The organism is Saccharopolyspora elongata (assembly GCF_004348985.1).
GTDB classification, from domain to species: Bacteria; Actinomycetota; Actinomycetes; order Mycobacteriales; family Pseudonocardiaceae; genus Saccharopolyspora; species Saccharopolyspora elongata.
Genome location: NZ_SMKW01000018.1, coordinates 92,791 through 119,362, shown reverse-complemented (window position 1 = coordinate 119,362; position 26,572 = coordinate 92,791). Strand labels below are relative to the sequence as shown.

Below are 26,572 nucleotides of genomic sequence, written 5' to 3'. Positions count from 1 at the left end.
TCGCCGGATGGTCACCGCCGTCTCACCGCCGCAGGAAGCACGGCCATCACGATGATCACGTGCAGGACGCGATCACGGCGGGCCCGCGCGGCCCGCGGAGGACACGGACCCTCGCGGTGCTCGGCGATTCGGTCGCCGTGGGTATGGGCGACCCGGTGGCCGGCGGCTGGCGCGGGTTCGCCCCGCTGCTGGCCGAGGCGCTCGGCGCCGCGGAGCTGGCGAACGTGGGGGCGAGCGGCGCGCGCGTCGCGGCCGTGCACGACGCCCAGCTGCCCGCCGCACTGCGGGCCGCGCCGGATGCCGCCGTGGTGATGGTCGGCATGAACGACACCATGCGCTCCGACTTCGACGCGGGCCGCCTGCGGCGGCAGCTGAACGACGTCGTGCGCGCGCTCGCCGCCGCGGGCGCGGTCGTCGTGACGATCCGCTACCACGACCACGGCCGGGTCTTCCGGCTCCCCGGGCCGCTGCGCAGGGCGCTGGCCAGGCGGATCGACGAGCTCAACCGGATCTTGGACGCCGTCGCCGCCGAACACGCCGCCGGCGTCGTGGACCTGGACCGGCTGCCGGGCGCCTACCACCCTGCGACGTGGAGCGTGGACCGGCTGCACCCCTCCGAGCTCGGGCACCGGATGCTCGCCGCCGCCTTCGCCGACCGGTTCGCCGCGGCCGGGCTGGCCGTGCCGGGCACGGTGTCGCTGGAGTGCTCCGGCGGCGCGCGGGTCAGCGGGTTCGACCACCTGCGGTGGCTGCTCGCCAAGGGCGTCCCGTGGCTGTTCGGCCGCGGCCACGACCTCCTCCGGTACTCCCTGACGATCCTCCTGCGCGCCGCGCTGCCGCCCCGCCGAAACACTCTGTCCATTGAGGACTCTCCGGAAAAGTCGCTCAGGAACGTCGCCGCGCCGGACTAGGATGCGTTCGACCGATCTCTGAACGGAGACGCATGTTCAGCCATCCCCTCACCGAAGACGCCGCGCTGACGCCGCTCGAGCCCTGGCAGGCCGCCGAGTTCGCCGCCCACGCCGAGCGCTACCGCGACCACCTGGCCCCGTGGATGCCGTGGACCGAGATCGTCACCGACGAGGCGTCCGCCCGGGCCTACCTGCAGGGCTACGCCGACCGGCAGGCCGCCGACGAGGGGCGCATCTACGGGATCCGGCTGCGCGGCGACCTCGTCGGCGGGATCCTGTTCCGGATCTTCGACGTGCCTTCGGGCGTCTGCGAGCTCGGCGTGTGGCTCGCGCCGGAGGCGCAGGGCCGGGGCCTGATCACGCGCGCCGCAACCCACCTGATCGGCTGGGCCATCGGCGTGCGCGGCATGAGCCGCGTCGAGTGGCGCAACGACGCGGACAACCACCGGAGCAAGGCGACGGCACAGCGCCTGGGCATGAGCCTCGACGGCGTGCTGCGCGAATCCTTCCTGTACCAGGGCCGCCGCCGCGACGTCGAGGTCTGGTCCCTACTCGCCTCCGACTGGCGCTCCCGTTCGTAAGAAATGACTTCTTCAATGGGCTTGCGTGGCGGTGCGAGTAGCGCTCCCCTGCGGGAGTTACAGACGCCGCCTGGACTGTGGGAGCCCCGACTTATTATACGTGTGTCCAATACGCGGGCATCAGGGACGGCCTCGCCCAGTAGCCCAGAAGGGCGGGCACGGTCTGAGAACCCGCGGCGGTGCGAGTTGAGTCCCTCACCGCATGCGGCTGACGCCGCATTTTGAAAGGACCCGTAAGCCGATCCGCGCCCGGAGGTCACCGGTAGCGGTCGACGGATTGGCGCATGCCGTGATCCGGATCGGCGTCGTAGGTGCCGTCCGGGTTCCGCGGCCCGAACGACTGCGGGACGTACAGCGAAGCGCACGAGGGGTTCTCGTCGGCGAGGCGCCGGAACTCCGACCAGGCCCGGTCGTACCCGGCGATGTGCGCTCGGATGGCCGCCGTGTCGTAGCTGCCGGTCCGGTCGCCGGCGAAGCCGCGCAGCATCGCGCCCCAGCCGTGGTGGATCACCCGGTGCAGCAGCAGCCCGTACCTGCTCGAAACCCGCAGGTACTCACGGGTTTCCGGATCGGGGGGCCGGATCTGGGCGGCCAGCCGGTCGATGCGGGTCCAGATCGCCACCGCGGCCGCCTTCTCCGCCAACGCCGCGTCCACCAGCCCGGCGTCGAGCACCCGCTGGAAGTCCGCGGTGAGGTCCTTGTCCGAGCCGCCCAGGAACTGGTCCCGCAGCCACGTCGTCCGGCCCAGCTCGAACACGGTGCTGTAATGTCCGCGCAGCACTCCGGCCGCCGAAGCCAGCGCGAGCCACCGGAAATGACCTCTGTCCACTGCGGACAGGCCTAGTAGCCGCCCGTACTCGTCGAAGATCGACCGCTCGGCGCGCCCGGTGTCGCGCGCCCACCGGCTCACCACCGCGAAGTTGAGGTCGCACCAGAGCTCGTGCTCGATGTACGGCCCGCGCCAGCCGCCGCCGCGCGACCAGGTCCAGATCCCGCGCAGGTTCGGGTGATCCCGGATGTCGGCGAGCCCGTTGGGCCCGGTCGCGCCGGCGTTCTCCTCGAACCCGTTGAGCACGCCGTCGCCGATGTAGTTCGGATGCGCGCCCTTGCCCTCGTACTCCCGCTGGCACTGCACCTCCACGACCTGCGGGTGCCTGCCGATGGCGAGCGTCGGGTTGAACGCCCTGGCGCGCCAGTAGTCGCCCTGGGTGTGCTTGATGGAGAAGATCAGGTTCGGGTGCGGCGCGACGCGGTCGGTGACGCTCAGATAGTACGCCGGATCGGTGTGGAAGCCGTCGAACGACCACGTGCGGTAGAACAGCAGCTTGCCGCGCTTGGCGCAGACCTCCTCGCGGAGGATGTCGAGCAGCAGCAGGTGGCTCTCGGCGCCGCGGGTGATCGGGTTGTTGCCGGTGTGGTGCGGCGTGTTCGACAGGTACGTCTCGCCGGTCCGCACCACCAGCCCGTCCAGGCCCGGGAAGCGGTCGAAGACCTCGGCCAGCATGATCCGGTGGATCTGCCTGGTCAGCGGGCGATCCAGGGAGATCCGCCCGTCGCCGTCGAGGAGCTCCCCGGCGTGGAGCTCCACCAGGCGCTTCGGCAGCACGATGATGTCGGTGAAGTACAGCGCCCGCAGGCCCGCGCGGTGGATCTGCCGGATCCGCTCGTCGATGGTCGCGGCGTTCCACTCGACCCACGCCCTGGCGTCCGAGCCCGGTGGGAAGATCCGCTCGTCGAAACCGTCGAAGGTGACGGCGGTGTGCGGCGGCCGGAACTCGTTGACCACCTGCGCGTTGTGGCCGTGCGAAGCCAGCGTTCGCGGGTCGTTGTAGGCGCTGCGCGTCGGTGGTTCGCCCGGGTTCGAGTGGACCATGTCCATGAGCCAGTCCAGGCGCCGCGAGTCGCGCGCTTGCGCCATGCCGCCGGGCAGCGCCGCGCCTGCTCAGCGGCATCATCGCTCCGGGTGGAGCTGGGCGGCCGGGATGATCTGCTGCGGCGTGTTCGGGCTGGTCCACAGCAGCTTCGCGACGCCCTCGTCGGTCTCCTTCTTCATCTCCATCCGGATCGCGTACCGGCGACCGGCTTCGAACGGGATGGCCGCGTCGTCCACCGCCGGGCCGTGCTCCGACCAGTTGTCGATCACCAGCCGGTCGTCGATCCACAGCCGGACGGCGTTGGACGAGACCGTGCGCAGCGTGTACGTCTCGGTGAAGCGCGGTTCGAGCGTGCCGGTCCAGCGGGCCGAGTAGCCGGCCGGCAGGATCGCGGGATCCGGTGAGCCTGTGTACTTCCAGTCGTAGTTCACGCCCGGGTCGACGCGGGTCACGTCCGGTTCGCCCGGCGAGTTGCGGTGCGCCCAGAAGCGCGCGGTCAGCCCGGTCCCGTCGCCTTCGGGCGCCGGACTCGGCGTCGCGACGTCCAGTTCGATGACGGTGGCGAGGTCGTTCGCCGGCCCACCGGAGGGGCGGATCGTCACAGCGTCGGTGCGCTCGACGTCGACCCGCTGGTCGCTGCCCAGCACCCGGGCGGCCGTGACGTCGAACGCGGATTTCGCTTGCAGCGTCAGCGAACCCCCGCTGCCGGGCCAGTCGTACACGGACGCGTAGAGCTTCCCGTCGCGGCGGCTCACCGTCCCCCAGCCCGGCTGCTCGACGATGCCCGGCGCGCCCGCCGACAGCACCGCGGCGCCCTGGCCGTCGCGGCGCAGCCACTCGCCCATGTCGCGCAGGCGGCTCACCGATTCCGCCGGTACCCGGCCGCGCGCGTCGGGGCCGACGTTGAGCAGGTAGTTGCCGGCCCGGCCCGCGGTGGTGGTGAGGTTGCGGACCAGGTCGGCCGAGGACTTCCAGTCGTGGTCCCACTTCGCGTAGCCCCAGTGCCCGTTGATCGTCATGCAGGTCTCCCACAGCTGCCCGGCGACGGGCTCGCTCGGGATCTCCTGCTCGGGCGTTCCGGTGTCGCCGTCGGTGACCCGCCGCTTGCCGACCCGGTTGTTGACGATCAGCTCCGGGTCCAGGCCGCGCACGAAGGACTCCAGGCGCTCGCCGTCCTGCGCGGTCCACGGGTTGGGCGGGTTGTCGGTGCTCCACTCGCCGTCGAACCACAGCAGGGCCGGGTCGTAGTCCGAGACGAGTTCCCGCAGCTGTTCGCGCATCCGCTCCTGGTAGCGGTCGAAGGTGTCGGGGTTCGAGGCGTCCGGATCGTGCCAGTCCCAGATCGAGTAGTAGAAGCCCAGCCGGATGCCGTACTTGTCGGTCGCCCGCTTGAGCTCGGCGAGGATGTCGCGGCTCTTGTCGAACTCCGAGTGGTCACGCAGGTTCCACCGGTTGACCTTCGTCGGCCACATGGCGTAGCCCTCGTGGTGCTTGGCCGTGATGACCAGGTAGCGCTGCCCGGCCTCGGCGGCGGTGCGGGCGATCGCGTCGGCGTCGAACCCGGCCGGGTCGAACCCGGCGACCAGATCCTCGTACTCCTCCCGCGGGATCGCGCATTCGCGCTGGATCCACTCCGCGTTCCGGCACACGCTGCCGTCGGGCCGCCGGTACTCGCCCTCCAGCTGCGAGTAGCCGCCGAAGTGGATGAACATCCCGAACCGGCTGTCGCGCCACCACTGGGTCCGCTCCGACGTGAAGGGATCGTCGATCGCGTAGTTCGTGCCCGGATTCGCCGGAACCTGTTCGGCGTTTCCCGGCACGGCCGACCCGGCGAGCAGGATCGCGGCGAGCAGGCCGATCGCGGCCGTTCTGGCGGAACGCGCGGATGTTCCCGGCATGAAGCCCTCCCCGTCGAGGCGATCCGGTGATCCGGTGATCCGGTGATCCGCGAGCAGTCAAACAAACGCCCGAACACGTGGACAAGACGCCCATCGGGCGACGCGATCGACTCGGAGAGCGGAAAACACCGCCAGATTCGGCAATTCCGCGCAGCGCCACTGCTGCGCACGGCGCAGCCGTTCACGGACATGAACAACAAAGGTCCATTGTGGATCAGTACAGGCGTTCGCACGGCTCAGGCCTCGTGAGCATTTTGGGCTGCTATAGCGATCCAAAGTACTCACGAGGCCTGAGCTTCAGGACAGGAACCTGTCCAGGGTGATCGGCAGGTCCCGGACGCGGATGCCGGTGGCGTGGTGGGCTGCGTTGGCGATCGCCGCCGCCGTTCCCACGATGCCGAGCTCGCCGATCCCCTTGGCGCCCATCGGGTTCACGTACGGGTCGTGCTCGTCGATCCAGTCCGCCTCGATGTCGCCGATGTCGGCGTTGACCGGGATGTGGTACTCCGCGAAGTCGTGGTTGACCACGTGCCCGAACCGGGGGTCGACCACGCTGTGCTCGTGCAGCGCCATGGACAGCCCCATGGTCATCCCGCCCAGCAGCTGCGAGCGTCCGGTCTTGGCGTTGATCATCCGGCCGACCGCGAAGATCCCGAGCAGCCGCGGCACCCGGAGCTCCCCGGTCGCGGTGTGCACCCGGACCTCCGCGAACTGCGCACCGAAGCTGTGCATGGACAGCTGCCCGGCGTACGGGTTGTCCGGCAGCGCCCCGGTGACCTCCACGCCCTCGTCCGGGACCGGCTCCCCGGCCGGCAGCTCGGTGCGCAGCCGGCGGGCCGCGTCCACGATGGCCGAACCCCAGCACAGGATGCCGGTCGACCCGCCCGCACCGGTGGCGTAGGGCAGGTCGGTGTCGCCGATGCTCAGCGCCACCTCGGACATCCCGACGCCCAGCGCGTCGGCCGCGATCTGGGTGAGCGCGGTCCACGCCCCGGTGCCGATGTCGGCGGCGCCGATGAGCACCCGGTAGCGGCCGTCCGGCCGCGCCTGGATGATGGCCCGCGAGCCCGGCATGCTGAACACCGGGTACGTCGAGGCGGCCACCCCGGTGCCGACCAGCCACGACCCGTCGTGGTGCGCGCGCGGCGCCGGATCGCGCCCGTCCCAGCCGAACCGCCGCGCGCCCTCGCGCAGGCAGGCAACCAGGTTCCGGCTGGAGAACGGCCGGCCGGTCTCGGGATCGGTGTCCGGCTCGTTGCGGATGCGGAACTCGACGGGATCCAGGCCGCAGGCGATCGCCATCTCGTCCATGGCGACCTCCAGGCCGAACATGCCCGGCGCCTCGCCGGGCGCGCGCATCCACGACGGCACCGGCACGTCGAGCTCGGCCAGCCGGTGCGTGGTGCGGCGGTTCGGCGCGGCGTACATGACGCGCGTGGGCACGGCGGTCTGCTCGGCGAACTCCTTGATCCGGGAGGTCTGCTCGACCACGTCGTGGCTGATCGCGGTCAGCACGCCGGAGGCCTCGCAGCCGAGCCGGATCCGCTGGATGGTGCCGGTGCGATAGCCGACCACCGAGAACATCTGCTGGCGGGTCAGGACGAGCTTCGCTGGTCGCGGGGCGACGAGCTGCGCGGCCATCGCGGCCAGCACCACGTGCGCGTGCGGCAGCCCCTTGGAGCCGAAGCCGCCGCCGGTGTGCGGGCAGACCACGTGGATCCGGTGCGGTTCCATGCCGAACAGCGCCGCGATCGTGTCGCGCACCCAGTGCACGCCCTGCGTGGAGTCGTAGAGGGTGAGCTCGTCGTCGGTCCACATCGCGATGGTGGCGTGCGGTTCCAGCGGGTTGTTGTGCTCCTGCGGCGTGGTGTAGGTCGCGTCGACGACCACCGCCGCGGTGGCCAGCGCGCCGTCCACGTCGCCGTCGTCGGTGTCGGTCGGGAAGCCGCCGTTGACCTCGCCGGGCTTGACCAGGTCGGGGCGGGCGGGGTGGAGGGAGACGTCGTGGGTGCGCGTCTCGTAGCTCGGCCGCACCAGGTTCGCCGCCCGCCTGGCGGCCTCCGCCGTCTCGGCGAGCACCGCGCCGATGAACTGCCCTCGGAAGGCGACCTCGGGCGACTGCAGGATCGCCAGTTCGGCGTCCTTGGTCGAGGCCAGCCGCGGCGCGTTCTCGTGGGTCAGCACGCCCAGCACGCCGGGTTCGCGCATCGCCGCCGCGGTGTCGATGCCGGTGATCCGCCCCAGCGCGATGTCCGACTGCAGCGGGAAAACGTGCACCGGCCGCTGGACCGGGTGCTCCGCCGCGTACAGCGCGGCGCCCCGGACCTTCTCGTCGCCTTCGATGCGGTCGACGGGCGCGCCGATCAGGCTGGTCGTGGCGGTCATCGCCGCACCTCCGCGAGCTCGGCGAGGACGTCGACGATCATGTTGCGCGTCAACGGGATCTTGAACTCGTTGCCGGGCAGCGGCCGCGCGTCGGCGAGCTCCGCATCGGCGGCCTCCCGGAACTTCTCCTCGGTCGCAGCGGCTCCGCGCAGCACCATCTCGGCCCGCGTCGCCCGCCACGGCTTGTGGGCGACGCCGCCCAACGCCAGCCGGACGTCGCGCAGCTCGCCGTCGGCGACGTCCGCGGCGGCGGCCACCGACACCAGCGCGAACGCGTACGACGCGCGGTCGCGGGCCTTGCGGTACCGGGAGTTCACCGCGAAGCCCAGCGACGGGATGTCGATCGAGGTGATCAGTTCGCCGTGCTCCAGGACGGTGTCCCGTTCGGGCTCGTCGCCGGGCAGCCGGTGCAGCCCGACCAGCGGGATCGCCCGCTGCCCGTGCGGCCCCTGGGTGTTCACCACCGCGTCGAGCGCGACCATCGCCACCGCCATGTCGGACGGGTGCGTGGCGACGCACGCTTCGGACGTGCCGAGGATCGCGTGCTCGCGCTGGAAGCCCTCCCGCGCCGAGCAACCCGTCCCGGGCTCCCGCTTGTTGCACGGCGTCGTCAGGTCCTGGAAGTAGACGCATCTGGTGCGCTGCAGCAGGTTCCCGCCCGTTGTCGCGAGGTTGCGCAGCTGGCCGGAGGCGCCCGCGAGCACCGCCTGCGAAAGCATCGGGAAGCGCTCGCGGATCACCGGATCGGCCGCCAGGGCGGTGTTGGTGACCGCGGCGCCGATGCGCACGAACTCGGGGTGCTGCTCGATCCGGCCGGAGGTCAGCCGCCGGACGTCCACCAGCACGTCCGGCTGCTCGACCTCCAGCTTCATGAGGTCCACCAGGTTGGTGCCGCCGGCCAGAAACGCGGCGGTGGGCGTCGCGGAGAGGGTGTCCACCGCGGTGGCGACGTCGGCGGCGCGCTGGTAGCGGAACGGCTTCATCGCTGCGCCACCTCCGCGATGGCCGGGACGATGTTGGCGTACGCGCCGCAGCGGCACAGGTTCCCGCTCATCCGCTCGCGGATCTCGTCGGCCAGCCCGGCGCCGTCCGCGGTGACCGCGCTCGGCTCCCCGTCGCGCATCTCGCACAGCACGCCGACGGCGGAGCACACCTGGCCGGGCGTGCAGTACCCGCACTGGAACGCGTCGTGCTCGATGAACGCCCGCTGCACCGGGTGCAGGTCGGCGCCGACGAGGCCGTCGGCGGTGCGGAACTCGGCGCCGTCGAAGGCCACCGCGAGCATCAGGCAGCTGTTGACCCGGCGGTCGCCCATCAGCAGCGTGCACGCACCGCACTGGCCGTGGTCGCAGCCCTTCTTCGCGCTGGTGATCCCCAGCGCTTCCCGCAGTGCGTCGAGCACGGTCATGCGCGTGTCGACGGTGAACCGGTGCTCGGTCCCGTCCACGACGAGGGTGATCTCGGCTTCCACAGGTCCCTCCCCTCGAAACTGTGCGACAGGCGTACCCGGGAGGCCGCCGAGTCACTCACGCCCCGTCAGAGGCCTTCTTCCTCCGCGGCTCGGTCGTCGATGCTCTCGTCGATGTCGCTTCGCGGCTGTCCGGGCTCGTTGTCGGGCACCTCCTCGGCCAGGTGTTCGTCGAGCGACTCGCCTTCCCGTTCACTCCGCGGCGTCGGGCGATCGCGGGTCTCCGCGGACCAGTGCTCGGGCAGCTCGACGCCCTGTTCCACGGGGTCGCCACCGAGTTCGTCCGCGTCCAGGCTCTCGGCGCCCGGCAACGTCGTCGGTTCCTGCTCCTCGGCTCCGCTTCGCGGTTCGGACATGCTCGTCACTCCTTCTCCGGCCGGTCCTGGTTGCCGGGATGCGGAAAGTCGCCGGCGGATCGCGCGTCCTCCAGGCCGGCCCATGGGTCGGTCTTCTGCGCCAGCCGCCGCGCCATGTTCGCCAGGCCGTAGGACTGGGGCGCCGCCCGGCCGAGCTCGTCGAGATCCAGCGGGGTGGCGGCCGGGGCGCCCGGGTGGGCGCGCAGCGAGTAGGGCGCGATCATCGTCTGGCCGTAGGCGTTGCGGTTGGTGTCCAAGAAGATCCGATCCCCCCGCTTGTCCTTCCGCTGTTCGACGGTGAGCCGGTCCGGCTCGTCGCGCGCGGCCTGCTCGGCGAGCTCCCGGATGGCCGCCCGGACCTCGTCGAAGCCCCGCTCGCCGCGCAGCGCGGCGGCGACGTGGAACCCCTTGCCGCCGGTGGCCTGCACGTGCGGCGACAGGCCGGCGTCCCGGAACCGCTCGCACATCCGCCGCACCACCGCGCGGAGCTCCGGCAGAGCGGCGCCCTCGGGCGGATCGAGATCCAGCACGGCGAGGACAGGCCGGTCCAGATCATCCACCATGGACAGTCCGATGTGGAACTCCAGGCACGCCTGACCGGCCAGGTAGAGCAGGGTCGGCGCGTCGTCGACGACGACGTGGTGCACCGTGCCCGGCTCACCCCGCTGCGGCACGGCCGCCACCCGCACCCAGTCCGGGAAGTGGCTCGAAGCCTCCTTCTGGAAGAACCCGCCGGAGCCGATGCCGTCCGGGAACCGGCGCAGCGTCATCGGCTTGCCGCGGGCGTGCTCGATCATCACGTCAGCTACGGAGCGGAAGTATTCGATTACATCCCGTTTCCGATATCCATCGTCGGGGTAGAGGACCTTGTCCGGGTTGGACAGTTCGATCCGCCGCCCGTCGACTTCCACCAGCGCGGTCACCGGCCGTCACCGCAGCTCGTCGTTGGTCCGGCCGGTGAGCACCGACTCCGGCTGCGTACTGACCGGGTTGCGCCGCCGGTCGGCGCCCTCGTCGGCCACCTTCACCAGCAGCCACTGCTCGCGGCCCCGGAACTCCGTTCGGGTCAGGGCGAACGCCCCGCGGAGCTTCTCGCCCTCCAACCACACCTTGACGTGCCCGGCGGAAAGCCCATCGGCCATCGCAACCGGCTCGCCGTCGCTTTCGGTGTCGTTGCGGTAGGTCCCGGTGTCCCACACGACGACCGTGCCCGCGCCGTAGCCCTCCGGGATCGCGCCCTCGAACTCGGCGTAGTCGAGCGGATGGTCTTCGGTCGGCGTGGCCAGCCGCTTCTCGCGCGGGTCCGGCGACGGGCCCTTCGGCACGGCCCACGACTTGAGCACGCCGTCCACCTCCAGCCGGAAGTCGTAGTGCAGGCTCGACGCGTCGTGCTTCTGCACCACGAACCGGGGCCGCTCCCCCGGCTCGCCGCCGGCGGGCTCCCCGGACCGCGCGAGATCGCGTTTGCGGCGGTAGGTCGCCAGGTCGTTCTCAGCCATGTCATCCGCGTACCCGGCGGGCGGCCCGATCAATCGGATGGCGGGTACGGCCGTTCGCGCGATGTCCGTTGACCGGGCAGCGTCCTCTCATTGAGACGATCGGGTGAAGTGTGGAACTCCGGGCCGCCGCATTTGGTCCTATGGGGCGAGAACCGACTGGGGCCGAGCCCGGGAGAAGACCTATGCAGCAGCACGTGCACGCCGAACTGATCGGCGGCCCCGAAGACGGCCGCTCGTTCATCATCCCCGCGCCGGACACGGATTTACCCCTCGGCCAGTTCACCTTCCCGTCCCCGCGCGAGGGCGAAGCGCCCTGCGCCCGCTACGACCGGCACGACCGGCGCGCGGACGGCGTGTGGCGCTACCAGTACGCGGGCGAGCACAACATGCTCCGCTGACGTCGCGCCCCAGTCCTCAGTGGATCCTCCCCCGGTCACGTCGCGTGACCGCCGCGGTCACGCCGCGTTCGCGAATCGGTCCAGCCGGGCGTGCGGTGAATAGTTAGCCTGCATAAGGAATTCCGCGCGGCACCAGTCCAGGAGGAACCGTGTCCCTCACCGAGCGAATCAGCAAGGCGATCGCCGCCCCCGCCACCGACGATGCCTTCGATCCGAACGTCGAGCTCGCCGACCTGCTGGCCGGCGTCGGGCTGGACCCGGCGGACGCCGGTGGGCGCGTCTCCTTCCGCGGCGCGGACCCGGTGGTGCCGAGCCCGCTGCGGCTGGGCGGGGCCGCGGGCATCGCGCTGGCCGCCAAGTCGGTCGTGATGGCCAAGATCTGGCAGCTGCGCGGCGGGCGCGGCCAGGACATCTCGGTGGACCTGCGCACGGCCCCGCACCGGCTGTGCCCGTTCTACGACCGCCGATGGGAGCTGCTCAACGGTTATCCCGGCGCGAGCCCGGCGAACCCAAGCAACGCGCTGGGCTTCGCCTTCTACCACACCGCCGACGACCGGTGGGTCATGCCGCTCAACCCGTACCCGAAGCTCAAGGTGGGGGCGCAGAAGCTGCTGGGCGTGCCGGACGACGCGGCGGCGGTGGGCCGCGCCATCGCCGACTGGCGGGCCCGCGACCTGGAGGAGGCGGGCGAGGCCGCGGGCGTGGTCATGCCGATGCTGCGCAGCCCGGCGGAGCTGCTCGCCGAGGTCCAGTACCGCGACTTCTTCGCCGACATGCCGCTGATCGAGGTCACCAAGATCGGCGAGAGCGACCCCGAACCGTTCCGCCCCGGCAGCGCGCCGCTGGACGGCGTCCGCGCGCTGGGCATGGGGCACGTGATCGCCGGGGCCGGCGTCGGACGTGCGCTGGCGCTGCACGGCGCGGACGCGCTCAACATCTGGCGCCCCGGCGAACTCGAGCACGACACCACGTACATCACCGCCAACGTCGGCGTCCGATCGGCCACAGTGGACCCGTACCGGGCGGAGGGCGCCGCGCTGATCCGGCGGCTGCTCGCCGGCGCCGACGTGTTCTACGCCAACCGGCGGCCCGGCTACCTGGAGTCGATCGGGCTGTCGCCGGAGGAGGCGGCCGCCACCCGCCCGGGCATCATCCACGCCACCGCGATGCTCAACGGCAACGCCGGGCCGTGGGCGCAGCGGGTCGGCTTCGACCAGTCCGCGGGCAGCCTGGTGGGGATGATGAACCTCGAAGGCGACGGCGAGACGCCGGCGCTGCCGCCGATCCTGGTGGTCAACGACTACATCGTGTCGTGGCTGCTCGCGCTCGGCGTCGGCCAGGCGCTCATCCGCCGCGCCACCGAGGGCGGCAGCTACCGCGTGCACGTCTCCCTGACCCGGGCCGCCCTGTGGATCCTGAGCATGGGCATCTTCGACCGCGACTACGCCCACGCCGTCGCGGGCACCGGCGAGGAGCACGCCTACCTGGCCCCGGAGACCTTCACCGCCGACACACCCCTCGGCCGCTACCAGGGCGTCACCGACCAGGTCCGCATGCCGGAAACCCCGGGCGCCTACCGGCACGTCCTCCTCCCCCGCGGCGCGAGCCGTCCGGAGTGGCTCCCCCGCTGATCCGCGCGGCGGAGCGAACGGCCTGTTCGCTCCGGTGAACGAGGTGAACAGGCCGTTCGCTCCACTCCACCCGCGACGAATGCCCCTCGCCGCCGGTGACGGGGTGGTGTGACAGGGTTCCGGGTATGCGGATCGCTACCTGGAACGTCAACTCCGTCGGCGCCCGGTTGCCCAAGCTGCTCGACTGGCTGGGCAAGGCCGAACCGGACGTCCTGTGCGTCCAGGAGCTCAAGTGCGCCGCCGACGCCTTCCCCCTCGACGAGGTCGGCGAGCTCGGCTACGAGGTCGCCGCGCACGGCACCGGACGCTGGAACGGTGTGGCGGTGCTGTCCCGGGTCGGCATCGACGAGGTGCGCCGCGGGCTGCTCGACGAGCCAGGCTTCCAGGCCGACGGCGCGATGTTCGAGACCCAGGAGCCCAGGGCGATCGGCGCGACGTGCGGCGGCGTGCGGGTGTGGTCGGTGTACGTCCCGAACGGCCGCGAGGTCGGGCACCCGCACTACGCCTACAAGCTGCGGTGGCTCGACGCGCTGCGCACCACCGCCATCGAGGAGCTGGCCGCCGACCGGCCGTTCGCCGTGCTCGGCGACTTCAACATCGCCCCGACCGACGCCGACGTCTGGGACATCGCGGCCTTCGAGGGCAGCACCCACGTCACCGAGGACGAGCGCAAAGCGCTCGCCGCGATCGCCGAGACCGGCCTCGCCGAGGTCTACCCGCGGGCGCTGAAGTACGACGTGCCGTTCACCTACTGGGACTACCGCCAGCTGCGCTTCCCGAACAACCAGGGCATGCGCATCGACCTGGTCTACGGCAACGAGCGCTTCACCGGGGCGGTCGGCGACTCCTACGTCGACCGCGAGGCCCGCAAGGGCAAGGGCACCTCGGACCACACCCCGGTGGTCGTCGACCTCGACCTCTGACGCGCGCCGCCACCAGGCGGACGCGCAGTTTCACCGCTCGGGTTCGAACTCGTCGAAGATCAGCCAGGTGTGGCAGTTCCGGACCCCGGGCAGCGACTGGATGTGGTCGAAGACCAGGTTCCGCAGCGACCGGTTGTCCTCGGTCCGGACCCGCACCACGAAGTCGAAGTCCCCGGCCACCAGCGCCACGTGCTCGACGCCGCTGGTCGCGGCCAGCCGCCGGGAGACCTCGGGCCAGGTGCCCTGCTCGATGGACAGGCCGATGAGGGCCGCCGTGCCCCGGCCCACCTTGACCGGGTCGACCCGCGCGTGGAAACCCGTGATCACCCCGCTGGAGATCAGCCGCTCCACGCGGCTGTGCGCGTTGGTGCGGGAGATGCTCACGCGCTCCGCCAGCGTGCGGACGGACATCCGTCCGTCCCGGCCCAGCTCCTCGACGATCCGCGCGTCGATCTCGTCGAGCGCCGGTGCCGATCGTCCGGACCGGCCGCCCCGCGAATCGATCCCGATGGACGTTTGGTCGGCCATGTTGCTTCCTCGATGCCGTTCGTTCCGATTATCCAGCCATGACTTGTATCACGTGACCGATCTGGCCGACCATCTCAAGCCAGTCGTCCTGAGGAGGTTACGGCCGTGGAATGGCTTCCGTCGAGCAGCCCGGTGCGGTTGCTGGAGCAGCCCGATCCGAAGTACCCGATGCCGGAGCCCGCCCGGCTGCTGGCCGCGTACCGGGCGATGGTGCTCGGCCGCCGGTTCGACGCGCAGGCCACCACGCTCACCAAGCAGGGGCGGCTGGCAGTGTACCCGTCCTCGCGCGGCCAGGAGGCCTGCCAGGTCGGCGCGGTGCTGAGCATCGGCGCCGACGACTGGCTGTTCCCGACCTACCGCGATTCGGTCTCGCTGGTGGCGCGCGGCATCGACCCGGTCGAGGTGCTGACGCTGCTGCGCGGGGATTGGCACTGCGGGTACGACGTCCCGGCGACCCGCACCGCGGCGCAGTGCACGCCGCTGGCCACCCAGACGCTCCACGCGGTCGGGCTGGCCCACGGCGAGGCCCGCAAGGGCAACGACACCGTGGCGATGGCGCTGCTCGGCGACGGCGCCACGAGCGAGGGCGACTTCCACGAGGCGCTCAACTTCGCCGCCGTCTTCCGCGCGCCGGTGGTCTTCTTCGTGCAGAACAACGGGTACGCCATCAGCGTCCCGCTCGCCAAGCAGTCGGTCGCGCCTTCGTTGGCGCACAAGGGAATCGGCTACGGGGTGCGCAGCGAGCAGGTCGACGGCAACGACGCTGCGGCGGTACTGTCCGTTTTGGACAGTGCGGTGGCGCACGCCCGCGCCGGGAACGGCCCGTTCCTCGTCGAGGCGCACACCTACCGGATGGAAGCGCACACCAATGCCGACGACGCGTCGCGGTACCGGCCGCCCGGGGAGGTCGAGCACTGGCAGCAGCGGGACCCGATCAGCCTCCTGGAGCGCCACCTGCGCGCCGGCGGCCACCTCGACGACGCGGCGGTGGAGCGGATCGCCGCGGAGGCCGAGGAGTTCGCCTCCCAGGTGCGCACCCGCATGCAGCAGGAGCCCGCGGTCGATCCCGAGGACCTCTTCCGGCACGTCTACGCCGAACCGACCCCGCAGTTGACCGAGCAGCTCGCCCAACTCCGGGCCGAACAGGAGACGCTGTAAGCAGTGATTCCAAATGGGCTTGCCCGGCGGTGCAGGTAGCGGCCCCCTGCGGGAGTTACAGACGCCGCCTGGACTCCGGGATCCCCGACTTATGTATGACCAATACACGGCGCTGGGGCTGTCCTCGCCAAGAACCCCGACGGGGTGGGCACAGCCTGAGAACCCGCGGCGGTGCGAGCTGAGTCCCTCACCGCATGCGGCTGACGCCGCATTCTGAAAGGACCTCTAAATGGCACCGACCAGCATGGCGCAGGCGCTCAACGCCGCGCTCCGCGACGCCATCGCCGAGGACGAGCGCGTGGTGGTCTTCGGCGAGGACGTCGGGCGGCTCGGCGGCGTCTTCCGGATCACCGACGGCCTGCAGGCCGAGTTCGGCGAGGACCGCTGCTTCGACACGCCGCTGGCCGAATCGGGCATCGCCGGGTTCGCGGTGGGCATGGCGATGGCCGGCTTCCGCCCGGTGGTGGAGATGCAGTTCGACGCCTTCGCCTTCCCCGCGTTCGAGCAGGTCGTCTCGCACATCGCGAAGATGCGCAACCGGACGCGCGGCGCGGTCGGCATGCCGATCGTCATCCGGGTGCCGTTCGCGGGCGGCATCGGCGGCGTGGAACACCACTGCGACTCCAGCGAGGCCTACTACGCGCACACCCCGGGCCTCAAGGTCGTCGCGCCGGCGACCGCCGCGGACGCCTACTCGATGCTGCGCGAGGCCATCGACGATCCCGATCCGGTGGTGTTCCTGGAAGCGAAGAAGCTCTACTGGTCCAAACAGGACATCGAGCTGCCGGCGAAGGCGGAGCCGATCGGGCGCGCGGCGATCCGCCGGCCGGGCCGCGACGCGACGCTGATCGCCTACGGCCCCGGCGTGCCGCTGGCCATGGAAGCCGCCGCGGCGGCCGAGGAGGAGGGCTGGGACGTCCAGGTCGTGGACGCGCGCAGCCTGGTGCCCTTCGACGACGAGACGATCACCGAAGCCGTCCGCAGCACCGGGCGTTGCGTGGTGCTCCAGGAGGCTCCCGGATTCGCCGGTGTGGCAGCGGAAATCGCCGCGCGAGTGCAGGAGCGCTGCTTCCACTCGCTGGCCGCGCCGGTGCTGCGCGTCGCGGGCTTCGACGTGCCGTACCCGCCGCCGAAGCTGGAGCACGTGCACCTGCCTGGCGTCGACCGGGTGCTCGACGCACTGGACCGGCTGCAGTGGGACGACCAACCGGACGCGAAGTGGCTCGGCGGAGCCCGGAGCCAGGAGGACGCCGCATGACGCGCTCCGCTGAGTTCGCGCTGCCCGACCTCGGGGAGGGCCTGACCGAGGCGGAGATCGTCCGCTGGCACGTCGAGGTCGGCGACCGGGTCGAGGCGGACCAGGTCGTCGTCGAGGTGGAGACCGCCAAGGCGGTCGTCGACGTGCCCTGCCCGCACGCGGGCGTGGTCGAGACGTTGCACGGCGCCGCCGGCGACGTGCTCGCCGTGGGCGCGCCGCTGACGACCATCGCGTGCGATGACTCGCCGCACGAACAGCACCGCACCGAGGAGCGGGCCGGTTCGGGCAACGTGCTCGTCGGCTACGGAACCGGCGGAACGGCCACCCGCCGACGCCGCCGGGCGCACACCACGTCGCGCACGCTGCGAAGCGCGGAGCCTCAGATCGCGTCGGCCGCGCCGAGCCCGAACGGCGCTCCGCGCGTGCTCTCGCCGATCGTGCGCCGGCTCGCCAAGCAGCACGGCGTGGATCTGTCCAATGTGGTCGGCACCGGGCCGAGCGGTGTCATCCTGCGCCGTGACGTGGATTCCGCGGCGCGCCCCGAACCGCCCCGGCGGGACGGCGAGATCCGCACGCCGCTGCGCGGTCTCCGAGGCGCCGTCGCCGACAAGCTGGCCCGCAGCCGCCGGGAGATCCCGGACGCCAGCACGTGGGTGGACGTCGACGCGACCCGCCTGCTGGAGGCCCGTGCGCTGCTCAAGGAGCGCGCGGACATCAGCCTGCTGTCGCTGATCGCCCGCTTCTGCGTGGCGGGACTGCGGCGGTTTCCGGAGCTCAACGCCTCGGTGGACACCGAACGCGGCGAGATCGTCCAGTTCGGTCACATCAACCTCGGCTTCGCCGCGCAAACACCGCGCGGCCTGATGGTCCCGGTGGTCCGCGACGCCCACGAGATGAGCACGGCGCAGCTCTCCGAAGCGATCGCGCACCGCACCGTCCTGGCCCGCGCGGGAGACCTCGAACCCAAGCACCTCACGGGCGGCACGTTCACGCTCAACAACTACGGCGTGTTCGGCGTGGACGGCTCCACCCCGATCATCAACCACCCGGAGGCGGCGATCCTGGGCATCGGCAGGATCATCGACAAACCCTGGGCCCACCAGGGAGAACTGGCCCTCCGGAAGGTGACCCAGCTGTCCCTGACGTTCGACCACCGGGTCTGCGACGGAGCAACGGCAGGAGGCTTCCTCCGCTACATCGCGGACTGCGCCGAAAACCCGATCACAGCCCTCGCCGACCTCTGACCATCCACCGATCGACTCGGGTGGGTCAGCGTCCGGTGGCGCCGTCGATGAGTTCGCGCAGGATGTCGGCGTGCCCGGCGTGGCGCCCGGTTTCCTCGATCAGGTGGGCGAGGGTCCAGCGCAGGGACGGTGCCGGGCCGGGCCGCCCGCCCGGGCGCGGTCCGGCCGCGGCGAGGTCGGGGCAGGCGGCGATCGCCTCGTTCGCGCGGGCTGTGGTTTCCCGGTAGGCGAGGAGGATGTCGTCGGCGCTTTCGTCCGGTTCCGGGCGGAAGGTCGCTGCCCAGTCGGTGACCGGATCGCCGAGCAACCAGTGGCGTTCGACGTGGGTGAGGTGCTTGACGAGGCCGAGCAGGTTCGTTCCCGACGCCACGCCCGGCGTGCGGACCTGCGGTTCCGGGACGCCGTGCGTCTTGGCGATCACCGAGTCGCGCAGGTAGTCCAGGAAGCCCAGCAGCACGTCCTTCTCCCCGGGCCCGGTCTTCGGGGGGCCGGCGTCGCGACGGGGCTTGGCGGGGCGGTATATCTGCGGCATGGTCGTCCTCTCAGATCGGGGCAGGGCGCGAGATCAGGCCGCCGCCCGGCGGATGACCAGCACGTTGTCGACGACGGTCGCGGTCTGGCCGCCCGGTCCCGTCGCGCGCCGCCGGGGCATGTCCGCGCGCTCGACGCGCCACCGGGCCGGGTCGAGGGCCAGCTCGGCGGACACCTCGTCCGGCGTCGGGTAGTGGGTCCCGGGGTCCTGGTTCCAGGTCCAGGGCGCCGCGGAACCATGGTCGACGACCACGAGCCGCCCGCCGGGGCGCAGCGCGTGCGCGGCGGTGCGCAGAACTAGGGCTCGGGGCAACGCGAACGGCGTCTGGAAGTACTGGGCGGACACCAGGTCGAAGCTGCCCGCGGGGAAGTCCTCCGCCAGGTCGACGCATTCCACGGACACCATTGCGTGCAGGCCGCGTGCCTGGGCGTTCTCGGCGAGGCGACGCACGGCGTTGGCGGAAATGTCGACCGCGGTCACCCGCCACCCGCGACCGGCCAGCCAGAGCGCGTCACCGCCGGCCCCGCAGCCCAGGTCCAGGGCAGTGCCCGGGGTGAGGCCCCGCGCGATCTCGGCCAGCACGGGATTCGCCCGGCCGGTCTGGGCAGGCCGGGGATCGCGGTAGAGCTCGTCCCAGAAGCGGGCGGCATCGACGCCCGTCGTCGTGCCGGTGGAATCCTGGCCCATTGTCGGTTTCTCCCTCGTGCCGGTCATTGGGTACGGCAACCACCTTCACGCGCAACCGACACCGATTGCACGGAACCTTGCCGAACCGGCAAGACTGGGGGCATGAGTGAGGAAATAGAGGGCGTGCTGGACGCGGTCGGGCCGCGGCTGCGCGCACTGCGTCGGCTACGCGGCAGCACCTTGGCTGAACTCGCGGCGAAGACCGGGATCTCGGAAAGCACCCTGTCCCGCCTGGAAAGCGGGCGGCGGCGGGCGAACCTGGAGCTGCTGCTGCCGCTGGCCCACGCCTACGACGTCCCGCTCGACGACCTCGTCGGGGCTCCCCGTACCGGCGACCCGCGGATCCATCTGCAGCCGATCCACCGCCACGGCATGACCTTCATCCCGCTCACCCGCAGGCCCGGCGGGGTGCACGCGTACAAGATGCTCATCCCGAGCCGCGCCGAGCCGGCCGAACCCACCCCGCAGACCCACAGCGGGTACGAGTGGCTCTACGTCCTCAATGGACGGTTGCGGCTGGTGGTGGGCGAGCGGGATCTGATCCTTCCGCCGGGCGAGGCCGCGGAGTTCGACACCACGCTGCCGCACTGGCTGGGGTCGGCCGACGGGCGCGCGGTCGAATTGCTCATCCTCTTCGGACTGCAAGGCGAACGCGTCCACGTCCGGCCGCGCACCCCGTGAACCCGATCGCACCGTGGCGCCGGTGACCCGCCCGATCGCGGCCCGCCGGAGCGCGGCAGGAACCTCCGATTTTGCCTAAAATTGGGAGATTCCTACCGCGCCTCGTGGGTCAGGCCTCCGGAGATTCGGCCGTGGCGTGGTCGTAGTAGCCGAGGACTCCGCGGGCTCCGTGGAGGGCGAAGTCCGCTTCCGGCGTCGCCGGTTTTCCCGCCGTTTCGATGATTTCGCGCAGCGTCACGTTCACCAGGTCGTCGAGCGCTCGCCAGCGCGCCGCCGGGTCCGCACTCTCCCGGCTTTCCTGGGCGAAGTCCTCCTCGCTGCGGCGCAATCCCTCGCGCAGTTGCCGGATCAGCTTCATGAACGTGCCGTGGCCGCGCCCTGGCACCAGGTCGTCGGCGCGGGACGCCAGCAGGCCCGCCATGTAGGCGATGTCCTCGACGTGGTCGCCGAGCCACTTGCGGCGCCGGTAGATGCCGCCCAGCTCCGGCCACCGCTTGCGGGCCGCCTGCCGGGACCGGCCGGTGACCGTGCTCAGGTCCGCGAGGCTCGCGCCGAGCCACACCGTTTCCGCCGCCGCGGCGGCAGTGTTGCGCCCCGCCGCTTCGGCCATCAGCTCCTCCGCCTCCAGCGCCGCGCGGAGCCTGCCCAGCGCGACCACCCGGCGCTCCTGCTCGTCGCCGAAGTCGCTGCCCTTCGGGCCCGGATCCATCGCCTCGACCGGCACCGCGTCCGCCATCTGCCGCACCAACCGCTCGGCCTCTTCCGCCGACATGTCCGACCTCCTTGTAAACCTTGGGTTCACAGTACCAGTGTGAACCCAAGGTTTACAACCGGGCGACGGGACCCGATTCGCAAACCCGGACAGAGCCGTGAACCTCGGGTTCACAGCTGAATTACTTCGGGAAATTCCGGAAATGGCCGCCGACCAGCGAAATCGGCCGCACGCATCGACCCGACCGAGCACGCCGACCGCGACGTTTTCGCAGGTCAGAGCAAACATGAAAGTGCCGTTCACGTTTGACCGCCGACCCGCCGCGCGCCAGGATCGGTCATCTCGCCCGAAACCCCCGAACCGGGGTTTCTTCGTCATGCCCATTTCCAGGGCAACCGTGCAGAAGGAGCCATTGATGATCCACGCCCGCGGCCTGACCCGCCGGTTCACCGTCAAACGCCGGCCGGTCGACGCCGTGCGCGGCCTGGACCTCGACGTCGAGCCCGGCCAGCTGGTCGCCTTCCTCGGGCCGAACGGCGCCGGCAAGTCGACCAGCCTGCGGATGCTCACCACGCTGCTGCCGCCCACGTCCGGAACGGCCACCGTCGCGGGGCACGACATCATCGCCTCCCCCGCCGCGGTGCGCGCCCGCATCGGTTACGTCGGCCAGCGGAGCAGCGCCGGCGAGAACTTCCGCGCCCGCGACGAGCTGATCACCCAGGGCCGCAGCTACGGCCTGACCCGCCACGACGCCCGGCGCCGCGCCGACGAGGTCCTCGACCTGCTCGACCTGACCCCGCTGGCGGCCCGCAAGCCGGGCACGCTCTCCGGCGGGCAACGCCGCCGCCTCGACATCGCGATGGGCCTGGTCAACCGGCCGGCGCTGCTGTTCCTGGACGAGCCGTCCACCGGCCTCGACCCGCACAGCCGGGCCAACATCTGGGAGCACGTGCTGCGGCTGCGCGAAGAGCACCGCACGACGCTGCTGTTCACCACGCACTACCTCGACGAGGCCGACAGCATGGCCGAGCGGGTGGTGATCGTCGACCACGGCCGGGTCATCGCCGACGGCACGGCCGAACAGCTCAAGGCCGACCTCGCCGGCGACCGCATCACCATCACCGTCGCCCACGCGGACGCGGCACCGGCGGCCGAGACCGCGGCCCGGCTCTCCTCCCCCGACTCCGTCACCGTCGACGGCCAGTCGGTCCAGGTCCGGGTGCCCCGCGCCGACACCGCGCTGCCGGAATACCTGCGCGCCTTCGAAGAGGCCGGGATCAAGGCGATCGCCGCCGAAACCGCGCGCCCCACCTTGGACGACGTCTTCCTCGCGCTCACCGGCCGAAGCCTCCGCGAAGGCGAAGACGAGTCGTGAGTGCCGGTTCCGGTTCTTACCGGCTTGCGCACTCACGACACCTGAACCGCAGAAAGGACCGATCGATGCAATTCTTCCGCGACACCGCAACGGTTTTCGCCCGGGAGTTCACCCCGGCGCTGCGCGAGCCGATGGTGATCCTGTTCAGCATGGCGCAGCCGGTGCTGTTCCTGTTCCTCTTCGGGCCGCTGCTGGCCGGCACCTCCGGGTTCGACGCCGCGCCGTGGCAGTGGTTCGTGCCGGGCATCCTGGTGATGATGTGCCTGTTCGGCCCGATGATGGCCGGCTACAACCTCCTGGTCGAGCTCGGCGGCGGCTCGCTGGAGCGGATGCTGGTGACGCCGCTGAACCGCTCGGCGATGCTCGTGGGCCGAACGCTGAAGGAGTTCGCCCTGCTGCTGGTGCAGGCGGTGCTGCTCATCGCCCTGTCCGTGCCGCTGGGCTTCCAGCTGCACCCCACCGGCGTGCTCGCCGGGCTGGCCCTGCTGCTGGTGTTCGGCGTCGGACTCGGCGCGCTGTCGTTCGTGCTGGCGATCGCCTCGCACCCGGGCGGCGAGCTGTTCTACGCGATCACGCAGCTCGTGCTGTTCCCGTTGCTGCTGCTGTCCGGGGTGCTGCTGCCGATGGACTTCGGCCCGGCGTGGCTGCAGGTCGTCGCGCGGTTCAACCCGGTCTCGCACATCGCCGACGCCGAGCGGGCGCTGTTCTCCGGGCAGCTCGCGGACCCGTCGGTGCCGTACGGGATCATCGCGGCGGGCGTCATCGCCGCCGCGGGCCTGTGGCTGGGAACGCGCGCCATGAAGCGCGGCATCTGAACCCGCCTCGCCTAGGCTGGGGGCAGCGCGACCCAGGAGGAGGAGCCGTGTCGGTTACCGGTGAGCAAACCGCGGATACCCGCGTCCCCCTGCGCGATCAGGTGCGCAGGGAACTGCAGGACCGCATCGCCGATGGCCGGCTGCGCCCCGGTGACCGGATCTTCGAGCAGGAACTCGCCGCCGAGCTCGGGATCTCCCGGGTTCCGGTGCGCGAGGCGATCCGGATGCTGCAGAGCGAAGGGTTCGTCGACGTGCTGCCGCGCCGCCGGGGCGTGTTCGTCCGCGGCCTGGACCGCCAGCAGGTCAAGGAGCTGTTCGAGGTCCGCGAGGCGCTGGAGGTCTACGCCGCCCGGCTGGCCTCCGAGCGCGCCGAGACCGAGGAAGTGGCACAGCTGGCCGACCTGGCCCGCAAGGCGCGCGAGGCGCACGAGGCCGGTGACGTCAACGCGATGTCCGACGCCAACGCCACCTTCCACGACGCGCTCGTCGGGCTCGCGGGCAACGACCTGCTGGCGTCGATGCTGGAGCCGCTGCACAGCCGGCTGGCCTGGCTGTTCCGGATGAACCTCGAACCCGAGCGGGTCTGCACCGAGCACGAGGCGCTCCAGGCCGCGATCGCCGCCGGCGACGCGGACCGCGCCGCGGAGGTGGCGAAGCAGCACGTCCTGTCCAGCCGCCAGATGGTCCTGGAACGCATGCTCTTCTAACCGGCTCCGCGCCGCATTCACCCCCACTCGGCAACTTCCCGGCGAGCGTTCCGGGCTCGCGCCGTGCTGCCGAGCTTTCCGAACCCGCTTGACGCTGGGTAGCCGCACGAATATCGTGAACGAGTGTTCATGAACATGTGTTCATGACGATCTCGAAGGGGACCCGGATGACGAACGACGCGGACATGGCGGCACTGGAGCGGCTCGAACAACAGCAGGCCGACTCGTGGGGGCACGACGGCGCCGCCTTCGCCGCGACCTTCACGGAGAGCGCCGACTTCGTCGACGTGATGGGCGGGCACCTGCACGGCCGCGACGCCATCGCGAAGAGCCTCCAGGACGGGTTCGACACGTTCATGGCGGGCACCCGGATGTCGGCATCGCGGGAACGGCACGTGGAGTTCGTGTCACCCGGGCTGGCCGTCGTCATCAACAGCGGCAACTGCGTCCTGCAGCCCGGCGCGACCGAATGCCGGGCCGAGGACCTCTCCATCCAGACGAAGGTCGCGGTCAAGCAGGACGGCCAGTGGCTGTTCCAGACGTTCCAGAACACCAGGATCCGCTCCTGAACCCGGTGAGGAGACCGAGATGCCGAGAACCCCGGCCGCAGCCGGCGGAGCGGGGATCCGCGAACACCTGATCCGCGTTGCCGAAGGCCTGATCGCACAACGCCGCACCGAAGGGCTGACCGTCCGCGCCATCGCGCGCGAGGCGCGGGTCGCCGACGGCGTCCTCTACAACTACTTCGACGACAAGGAAGAACTCCTCGCGCACGCGTTGCTGGCGCACATCGAAACGGCCGAACGGTCCCTGGCCGCCCCGCCGACACCGGGCGACGGCCCGATCGAAGCGAACCTCGCCGCGCACCTGCGGCACATTCTCGATCTGCACGAACGAATCCTGCCCGCGTTCGCCGGACTGCTGAGCCAGCCCAAGGCGCTCGCCCGGTTCAACACCTGGCCGCGATCGAAGAAGGGGAACAACCTCCAGCAGACCCTGGCCGCCCACATCCGCGCCGAGCGGGAACTCGGCCGGATCGATTCCGCCGCGGACGCCGACGCAGCGGCGACCTTGATCGTCGGCGCCTGCTACCAGTTCGTGCTACCCCGCCTGCTGCAGTCGGCGGACGAGCCGCTCGAGGTGCCGCCGGAGTTCATCGACAGGCTCGTCGGAACGCTCCTCGACGGCCTTCGCCCCGCGAGCCGCTGACCCCGCGCGGCGCGCGTTGGAGATTCCCGCACACCGGATCCCCTTGTGCCACAACGGCACGGGGGATCCGGGGCGGTTGCCGGGAAAACCGCGCCCGGCGAAGATTTCGGTATACGAACGACCCCGGCCAACTCTTGACCAGTGGTTCGGTGAGGCCTACCTTACGTATACATATTCTTATACTTCCACATCGTGGAATAATAGGAAATTCAAGGTAGCCGAATGTTTCAATGTGGAAACCCGGGAGCAGCCTTATGACCGCGACGGACGACCGAACTGCCACGGATCCGCCCGGCTCCGCCAGCACCACTCTGTACAGCTACGACCTCGCCCCGACGAAGAAGGAGGGGCGCCGCTGGGGCGCCTACAACGTCTTCACGCTCTGGGCCAATGACGTGCACAGCCTCGGCAACTACGCCTTCGCCATCGGCCTGTTCGCGCTGGGGCTGAGCGTATGGGGCATTCTACTGGCATTCGTGCTGGCCTCGGTGCTGTTGTTCCTGCTCCTGACGCTGTCCGGCTACATGGGCCACAAGACCGGCGTGCCCTTCCCCGTCATGAGCCGCATCGCGTTCGGCACCAAGGGCGCGCGGATCCCGGCCGCCGTCCGCGGCATCGTCGCGATCGCCTGGTTCGGCATCCAGACCTACCTCGCGGCCGCCGTGCTCAACGCCCTCCTGGTGGCCATGTTCCCCAGGCTGCAGGTGCTGGAGACGACGTCCGCGCTGGGGCTTTCGACGCTCGGCTGGATCACCTTCCTCGCGCTGTGGGCCGTCCAGGTCCTCATCGTCAGCTACGGCATGCACGTGATCCGCAAGTACATGGCGATCGCCGCGCCGACCACCCTCATCACGATGTGCGCGCTGGCGATCTGGATGTTCGTCCGCGCCGGCGGTTCCATCTCGATCTCCACCTCGCAGCCGCTGACCGGCGGGGCGATGTGGCTGCAGATCCTGCAGGGCGCCGCGCTCTGGGTCGTGATCTACGGGACCTTCGTGCTGAACTTCTGCGATTTCACGCGCTCGGCCAAGAGCCGGAAGTCGATCATCGGCGGGAACCTGATCGGGATCCCGGTGAACATGCTCTTCTTCGCCGGCATCGTCGTCGTCCTCAGCGGCGCGCAGTTCAAGCTGGACGGCCGGGTGATCACCAGCCCGACCGACATCGTGCAGACGATCCCCAACCTGATCCTGCTCGCGAGCGCCTCGGTCGCGCTGATCATCCTGACGATCGCGGTGAACCTGATGGCGAACTTCGTGGCGCCGATCTACGTGCTCGTGAACCTCTTCCCGCAGAAGCTGAACTTCCGCCGGGCGGGGTTGGTCAGCGCCGTCATCGGCCTCGTCATCCTGCCGTGGAACCTCTACGACAACCCCGTCGTGGTGAACTACTTCCTCGGCGGCCTCGGCGCGCTGCTCGGCCCGATCTTCGGCGTGATCATGGCGGACTACTGGCTGCTGCGGAAGGCCCGCGTCAACGTCCCGGACCTCTACACCGAGAACCCGGACGGCGAGTACCACTACCGCAAGGGCTACAACCCCAGGGCGGTCTGGGCGTTCGTGCCCGCCGCCGCGATCTCGGTCATCGTGGCGCTGGTGCCCGTCTTCGCGGTCGTCGCCGGGTTCTCCTGGTTCGTCGGGGCGATCCTCGGCGCGGCCATCTACGCCGTCATCGGCGATCGCAAGCCCGAATTCCACGACGTCGACGGCGAAGCCATCGCCGTGGCCGCCGAGTGAACAGCC

General features: G+C 70.9%; 27 protein-coding genes. 15 read left to right on the top strand and 12 right to left on the bottom strand.

What is annotated here, in order from left to right; genetic code table 11:
• Positions 1–59 precede the first annotated feature (59 nt).
• Both E1288_RS15970 and E1288_RS15965 read left to right on the top strand, forming a co-directional pair.
• A complete protein-coding gene (locus tag E1288_RS15970; protein WP_235883581.1) occupies positions 60–911 on the top strand; it encodes a GDSL-type esterase/lipase family protein in 852 nt (283 codons plus the stop codon).
• A 32-nt stretch (positions 912–943) separates the two neighbouring features.
• Positions 944–1,492: a GNAT family N-acetyltransferase gene (locus E1288_RS15965; RefSeq protein ID WP_132485793.1), complete on the top strand. Its 549-nt coding sequence runs from the start codon at positions 944–946 to the stop codon at positions 1,490–1,492.
• A gap of 256 nt (positions 1,493–1,748) precedes the next feature.
• Here E1288_RS15965 and E1288_RS15960 read toward each other — a convergent pair whose 3' ends face one another.
• From E1288_RS15960 to E1288_RS15925, 8 genes are all read right to left on the bottom strand, one after another.
• Entirely contained in the window at positions 1,749–3,410 is a 1,662-nt protein-coding gene (locus E1288_RS15960) for a hypothetical protein (RefSeq protein WP_207954371.1), read from the bottom strand.
• Positions 3,411–3,443: 33 nt separating this feature from the next.
• Complete coding sequence (locus tag E1288_RS15955; protein WP_132485791.1) at positions 3,444–5,264, bottom strand: alpha-L-fucosidase; 1,821 nt, start codon at positions 5,262–5,264, stop codon at positions 3,444–3,446.
• Positions 5,265–5,561: 297 nt separating this feature from the next.
• Positions 5,562–7,649, bottom strand: a complete 2,088-nt coding sequence (locus E1288_RS15950) for a xanthine dehydrogenase family protein molybdopterin-binding subunit (RefSeq protein WP_132485789.1) — start codon at positions 7,647–7,649, stop codon at positions 5,562–5,564.
• Positions 7,646–8,632, bottom strand: coding sequence for an FAD binding domain-containing protein (locus E1288_RS15945; protein ID WP_132485787.1), 987 nt, complete (start codon positions 8,630–8,632; stop codon positions 7,646–7,648). Before E1288_RS15945 ends, E1288_RS15950 begins: the two co-directional genes overlap by 4 nt.
• Positions 8,629–9,120: a 2Fe-2S iron-sulfur cluster-binding protein gene (locus E1288_RS15940; RefSeq protein ID WP_132485785.1), complete on the bottom strand. Its 492-nt coding sequence runs from the start codon at positions 9,118–9,120 to the stop codon at positions 8,629–8,631. Before E1288_RS15940 ends, E1288_RS15945 begins: the two co-directional genes overlap by 4 nt.
• Positions 9,121–9,185: 65 nt before the next feature.
• The gene (locus E1288_RS15935) at positions 9,186–9,473 is read right to left on the bottom strand and encodes a hypothetical protein (protein WP_132485783.1); all 288 of its coding nucleotides are present in this window, start codon (positions 9,471–9,473) and stop codon (positions 9,186–9,188) included.
• A 5-nt stretch (positions 9,474–9,478) separates the two neighbouring features.
• Entirely contained in the window at positions 9,479–10,396 is a 918-nt protein-coding gene (gene ligD, locus E1288_RS15930; protein ID WP_235883580.1) for a non-homologous end-joining DNA ligase, read from the bottom strand.
• Positions 10,397–10,402: 6 nt separating this feature from the next.
• Entirely contained in the window at positions 10,403–10,972 is a 570-nt protein-coding gene (locus E1288_RS15925) for a DNA polymerase ligase N-terminal domain-containing protein (RefSeq protein ID WP_132485781.1), read from the bottom strand.
• 182 nt (positions 10,973–11,154) lie between these two features.
• Between E1288_RS15925 and E1288_RS15920 the strand changes: the two genes are divergently transcribed.
• The 3 genes from E1288_RS15920 (at position 11,155) to E1288_RS15910 (ending at position 13,924) form a co-directional block, all read left to right on the top strand.
• Positions 11,155–11,370, top strand: a complete 216-nt coding sequence (locus tag E1288_RS15920) for a hypothetical protein (protein WP_132485779.1) — start codon at positions 11,155–11,157, stop codon at positions 11,368–11,370.
• A 149-nt stretch (positions 11,371–11,519) separates the two neighbouring features.
• A complete protein-coding gene (locus tag E1288_RS15915; protein WP_132485777.1) occupies positions 11,520–13,001 on the top strand; it encodes a CoA transferase in 1,482 nt (493 codons plus the stop codon).
• A gap of 125 nt (positions 13,002–13,126) precedes the next feature.
• Complete coding sequence (locus tag E1288_RS15910; RefSeq protein WP_132485775.1) at positions 13,127–13,924, top strand: exodeoxyribonuclease III; 798 nt, start codon at positions 13,127–13,129, stop codon at positions 13,922–13,924.
• Positions 13,925–13,954: 30 nt separating this feature from the next.
• On the opposite strand, the gene E1288_RS15905 is transcribed toward E1288_RS15910, so the two are convergent.
• Positions 13,955–14,452 carry an Lrp/AsnC family transcriptional regulator gene (locus tag E1288_RS15905; protein WP_132485773.1) on the bottom strand — a complete coding sequence of 166 codons (498 nt, stop codon included), beginning with the start codon at positions 14,450–14,452 and terminating at the stop codon, positions 13,955–13,957.
• 105 nt (positions 14,453–14,557) lie between these two features.
• On the opposite strand from E1288_RS15905, the gene E1288_RS15900 reads away from it, so the two are divergent.
• From E1288_RS15900 to E1288_RS15890, 3 genes are all read left to right on the top strand, one after another.
• Positions 14,558–15,610, top strand: coding sequence for a thiamine pyrophosphate-dependent dehydrogenase E1 component subunit alpha (locus tag E1288_RS15900; protein ID WP_132485771.1), 1,053 nt, complete (start codon positions 14,558–14,560; stop codon positions 15,608–15,610).
• Positions 15,611–15,839: 229 nt separating this feature from the next.
• Positions 15,840–16,868, top strand: coding sequence for an alpha-ketoacid dehydrogenase subunit beta (locus E1288_RS15895; protein ID WP_132485769.1), 1,029 nt, complete (start codon positions 15,840–15,842; stop codon positions 16,866–16,868).
• Positions 16,865–18,112, top strand: coding sequence for a dihydrolipoamide acetyltransferase family protein (locus tag E1288_RS15890; protein ID WP_132485767.1), 1,248 nt, complete (start codon positions 16,865–16,867; stop codon positions 18,110–18,112). Before E1288_RS15895 ends, E1288_RS15890 begins: the two co-directional genes overlap by 4 nt.
• Positions 18,113–18,137: 25 nt before the next feature.
• Here E1288_RS15890 and E1288_RS15885 read toward each other — a convergent pair whose 3' ends face one another.
• Together E1288_RS15885 and E1288_RS15880 are read right to left on the bottom strand one after the other, a co-directional pair.
• On the bottom strand, positions 18,138–18,644 hold the full coding sequence (locus tag E1288_RS15885; protein ID WP_132485765.1) for a DinB family protein: 507 nt from the start codon (positions 18,642–18,644) through the stop codon (positions 18,138–18,140).
• Between the two features lie 33 nt (positions 18,645–18,677).
• Positions 18,678–19,331, bottom strand: coding sequence for an SAM-dependent methyltransferase (locus E1288_RS15880; RefSeq protein ID WP_132485763.1), 654 nt, complete (start codon positions 19,329–19,331; stop codon positions 18,678–18,680).
• 102 nt (positions 19,332–19,433) lie between these two features.
• Here E1288_RS15880 and E1288_RS15875 point away from each other — a divergent pair, with 102 nt between their 5' ends.
• Positions 19,434–20,012 carry a helix-turn-helix domain-containing protein gene (locus E1288_RS15875; RefSeq protein WP_132485761.1) on the top strand — a complete coding sequence of 193 codons (579 nt, stop codon included), beginning with the start codon at positions 19,434–19,436 and terminating at the stop codon, positions 20,010–20,012.
• Between the two features lie 109 nt (positions 20,013–20,121).
• Here the strand turns inward: E1288_RS15875 and E1288_RS15870 are convergent, their stop codons facing one another.
• Positions 20,122–20,784: a hypothetical protein gene (locus tag E1288_RS15870; RefSeq protein WP_132485759.1), complete on the bottom strand. Its 663-nt coding sequence runs from the start codon at positions 20,782–20,784 to the stop codon at positions 20,122–20,124.
• Between the two features lie 355 nt (positions 20,785–21,139).
• On the opposite strand from E1288_RS15870, the gene E1288_RS15865 reads away from it, so the two are divergent.
• The 6 genes from E1288_RS15865 (at position 21,140) to E1288_RS15840 (ending at position 26,566) form a co-directional block, all read left to right on the top strand.
• The gene (locus tag E1288_RS15865) at positions 21,140–22,099 is read left to right on the top strand and encodes an ATP-binding cassette domain-containing protein (RefSeq protein WP_132485757.1); all 960 of its coding nucleotides are present in this window, start codon (positions 21,140–21,142) and stop codon (positions 22,097–22,099) included.
• A gap of 65 nt (positions 22,100–22,164) precedes the next feature.
• Entirely contained in the window at positions 22,165–22,914 is a 750-nt protein-coding gene (locus E1288_RS15860; RefSeq protein WP_132485755.1) for an ABC transporter permease, read from the top strand.
• 47 nt (positions 22,915–22,961) lie between these two features.
• The gene (locus tag E1288_RS15855; RefSeq protein ID WP_132485753.1) at positions 22,962–23,621 is read left to right on the top strand and encodes a GntR family transcriptional regulator; all 660 of its coding nucleotides are present in this window, start codon (positions 22,962–22,964) and stop codon (positions 23,619–23,621) included.
• Positions 23,622–23,764: 143 nt separating this feature from the next.
• A complete protein-coding gene (locus tag E1288_RS15850) occupies positions 23,765–24,190 on the top strand; it encodes an SgcJ/EcaC family oxidoreductase (protein WP_207954370.1) in 426 nt (141 codons plus the stop codon).
• Positions 24,191–24,209: 19 nt separating this feature from the next.
• Positions 24,210–24,830, top strand: coding sequence for a TetR/AcrR family transcriptional regulator (locus tag E1288_RS15845; protein ID WP_132485751.1), 621 nt, complete (start codon positions 24,210–24,212; stop codon positions 24,828–24,830).
• Positions 24,831–25,084: 254 nt separating this feature from the next.
• Complete coding sequence (locus E1288_RS15840; protein ID WP_132485749.1) at positions 25,085–26,566, top strand: NCS1 family nucleobase:cation symporter-1; 1,482 nt, start codon at positions 25,085–25,087, stop codon at positions 26,564–26,566.
• Positions 26,567–26,572 lie beyond the last annotated feature (6 nt).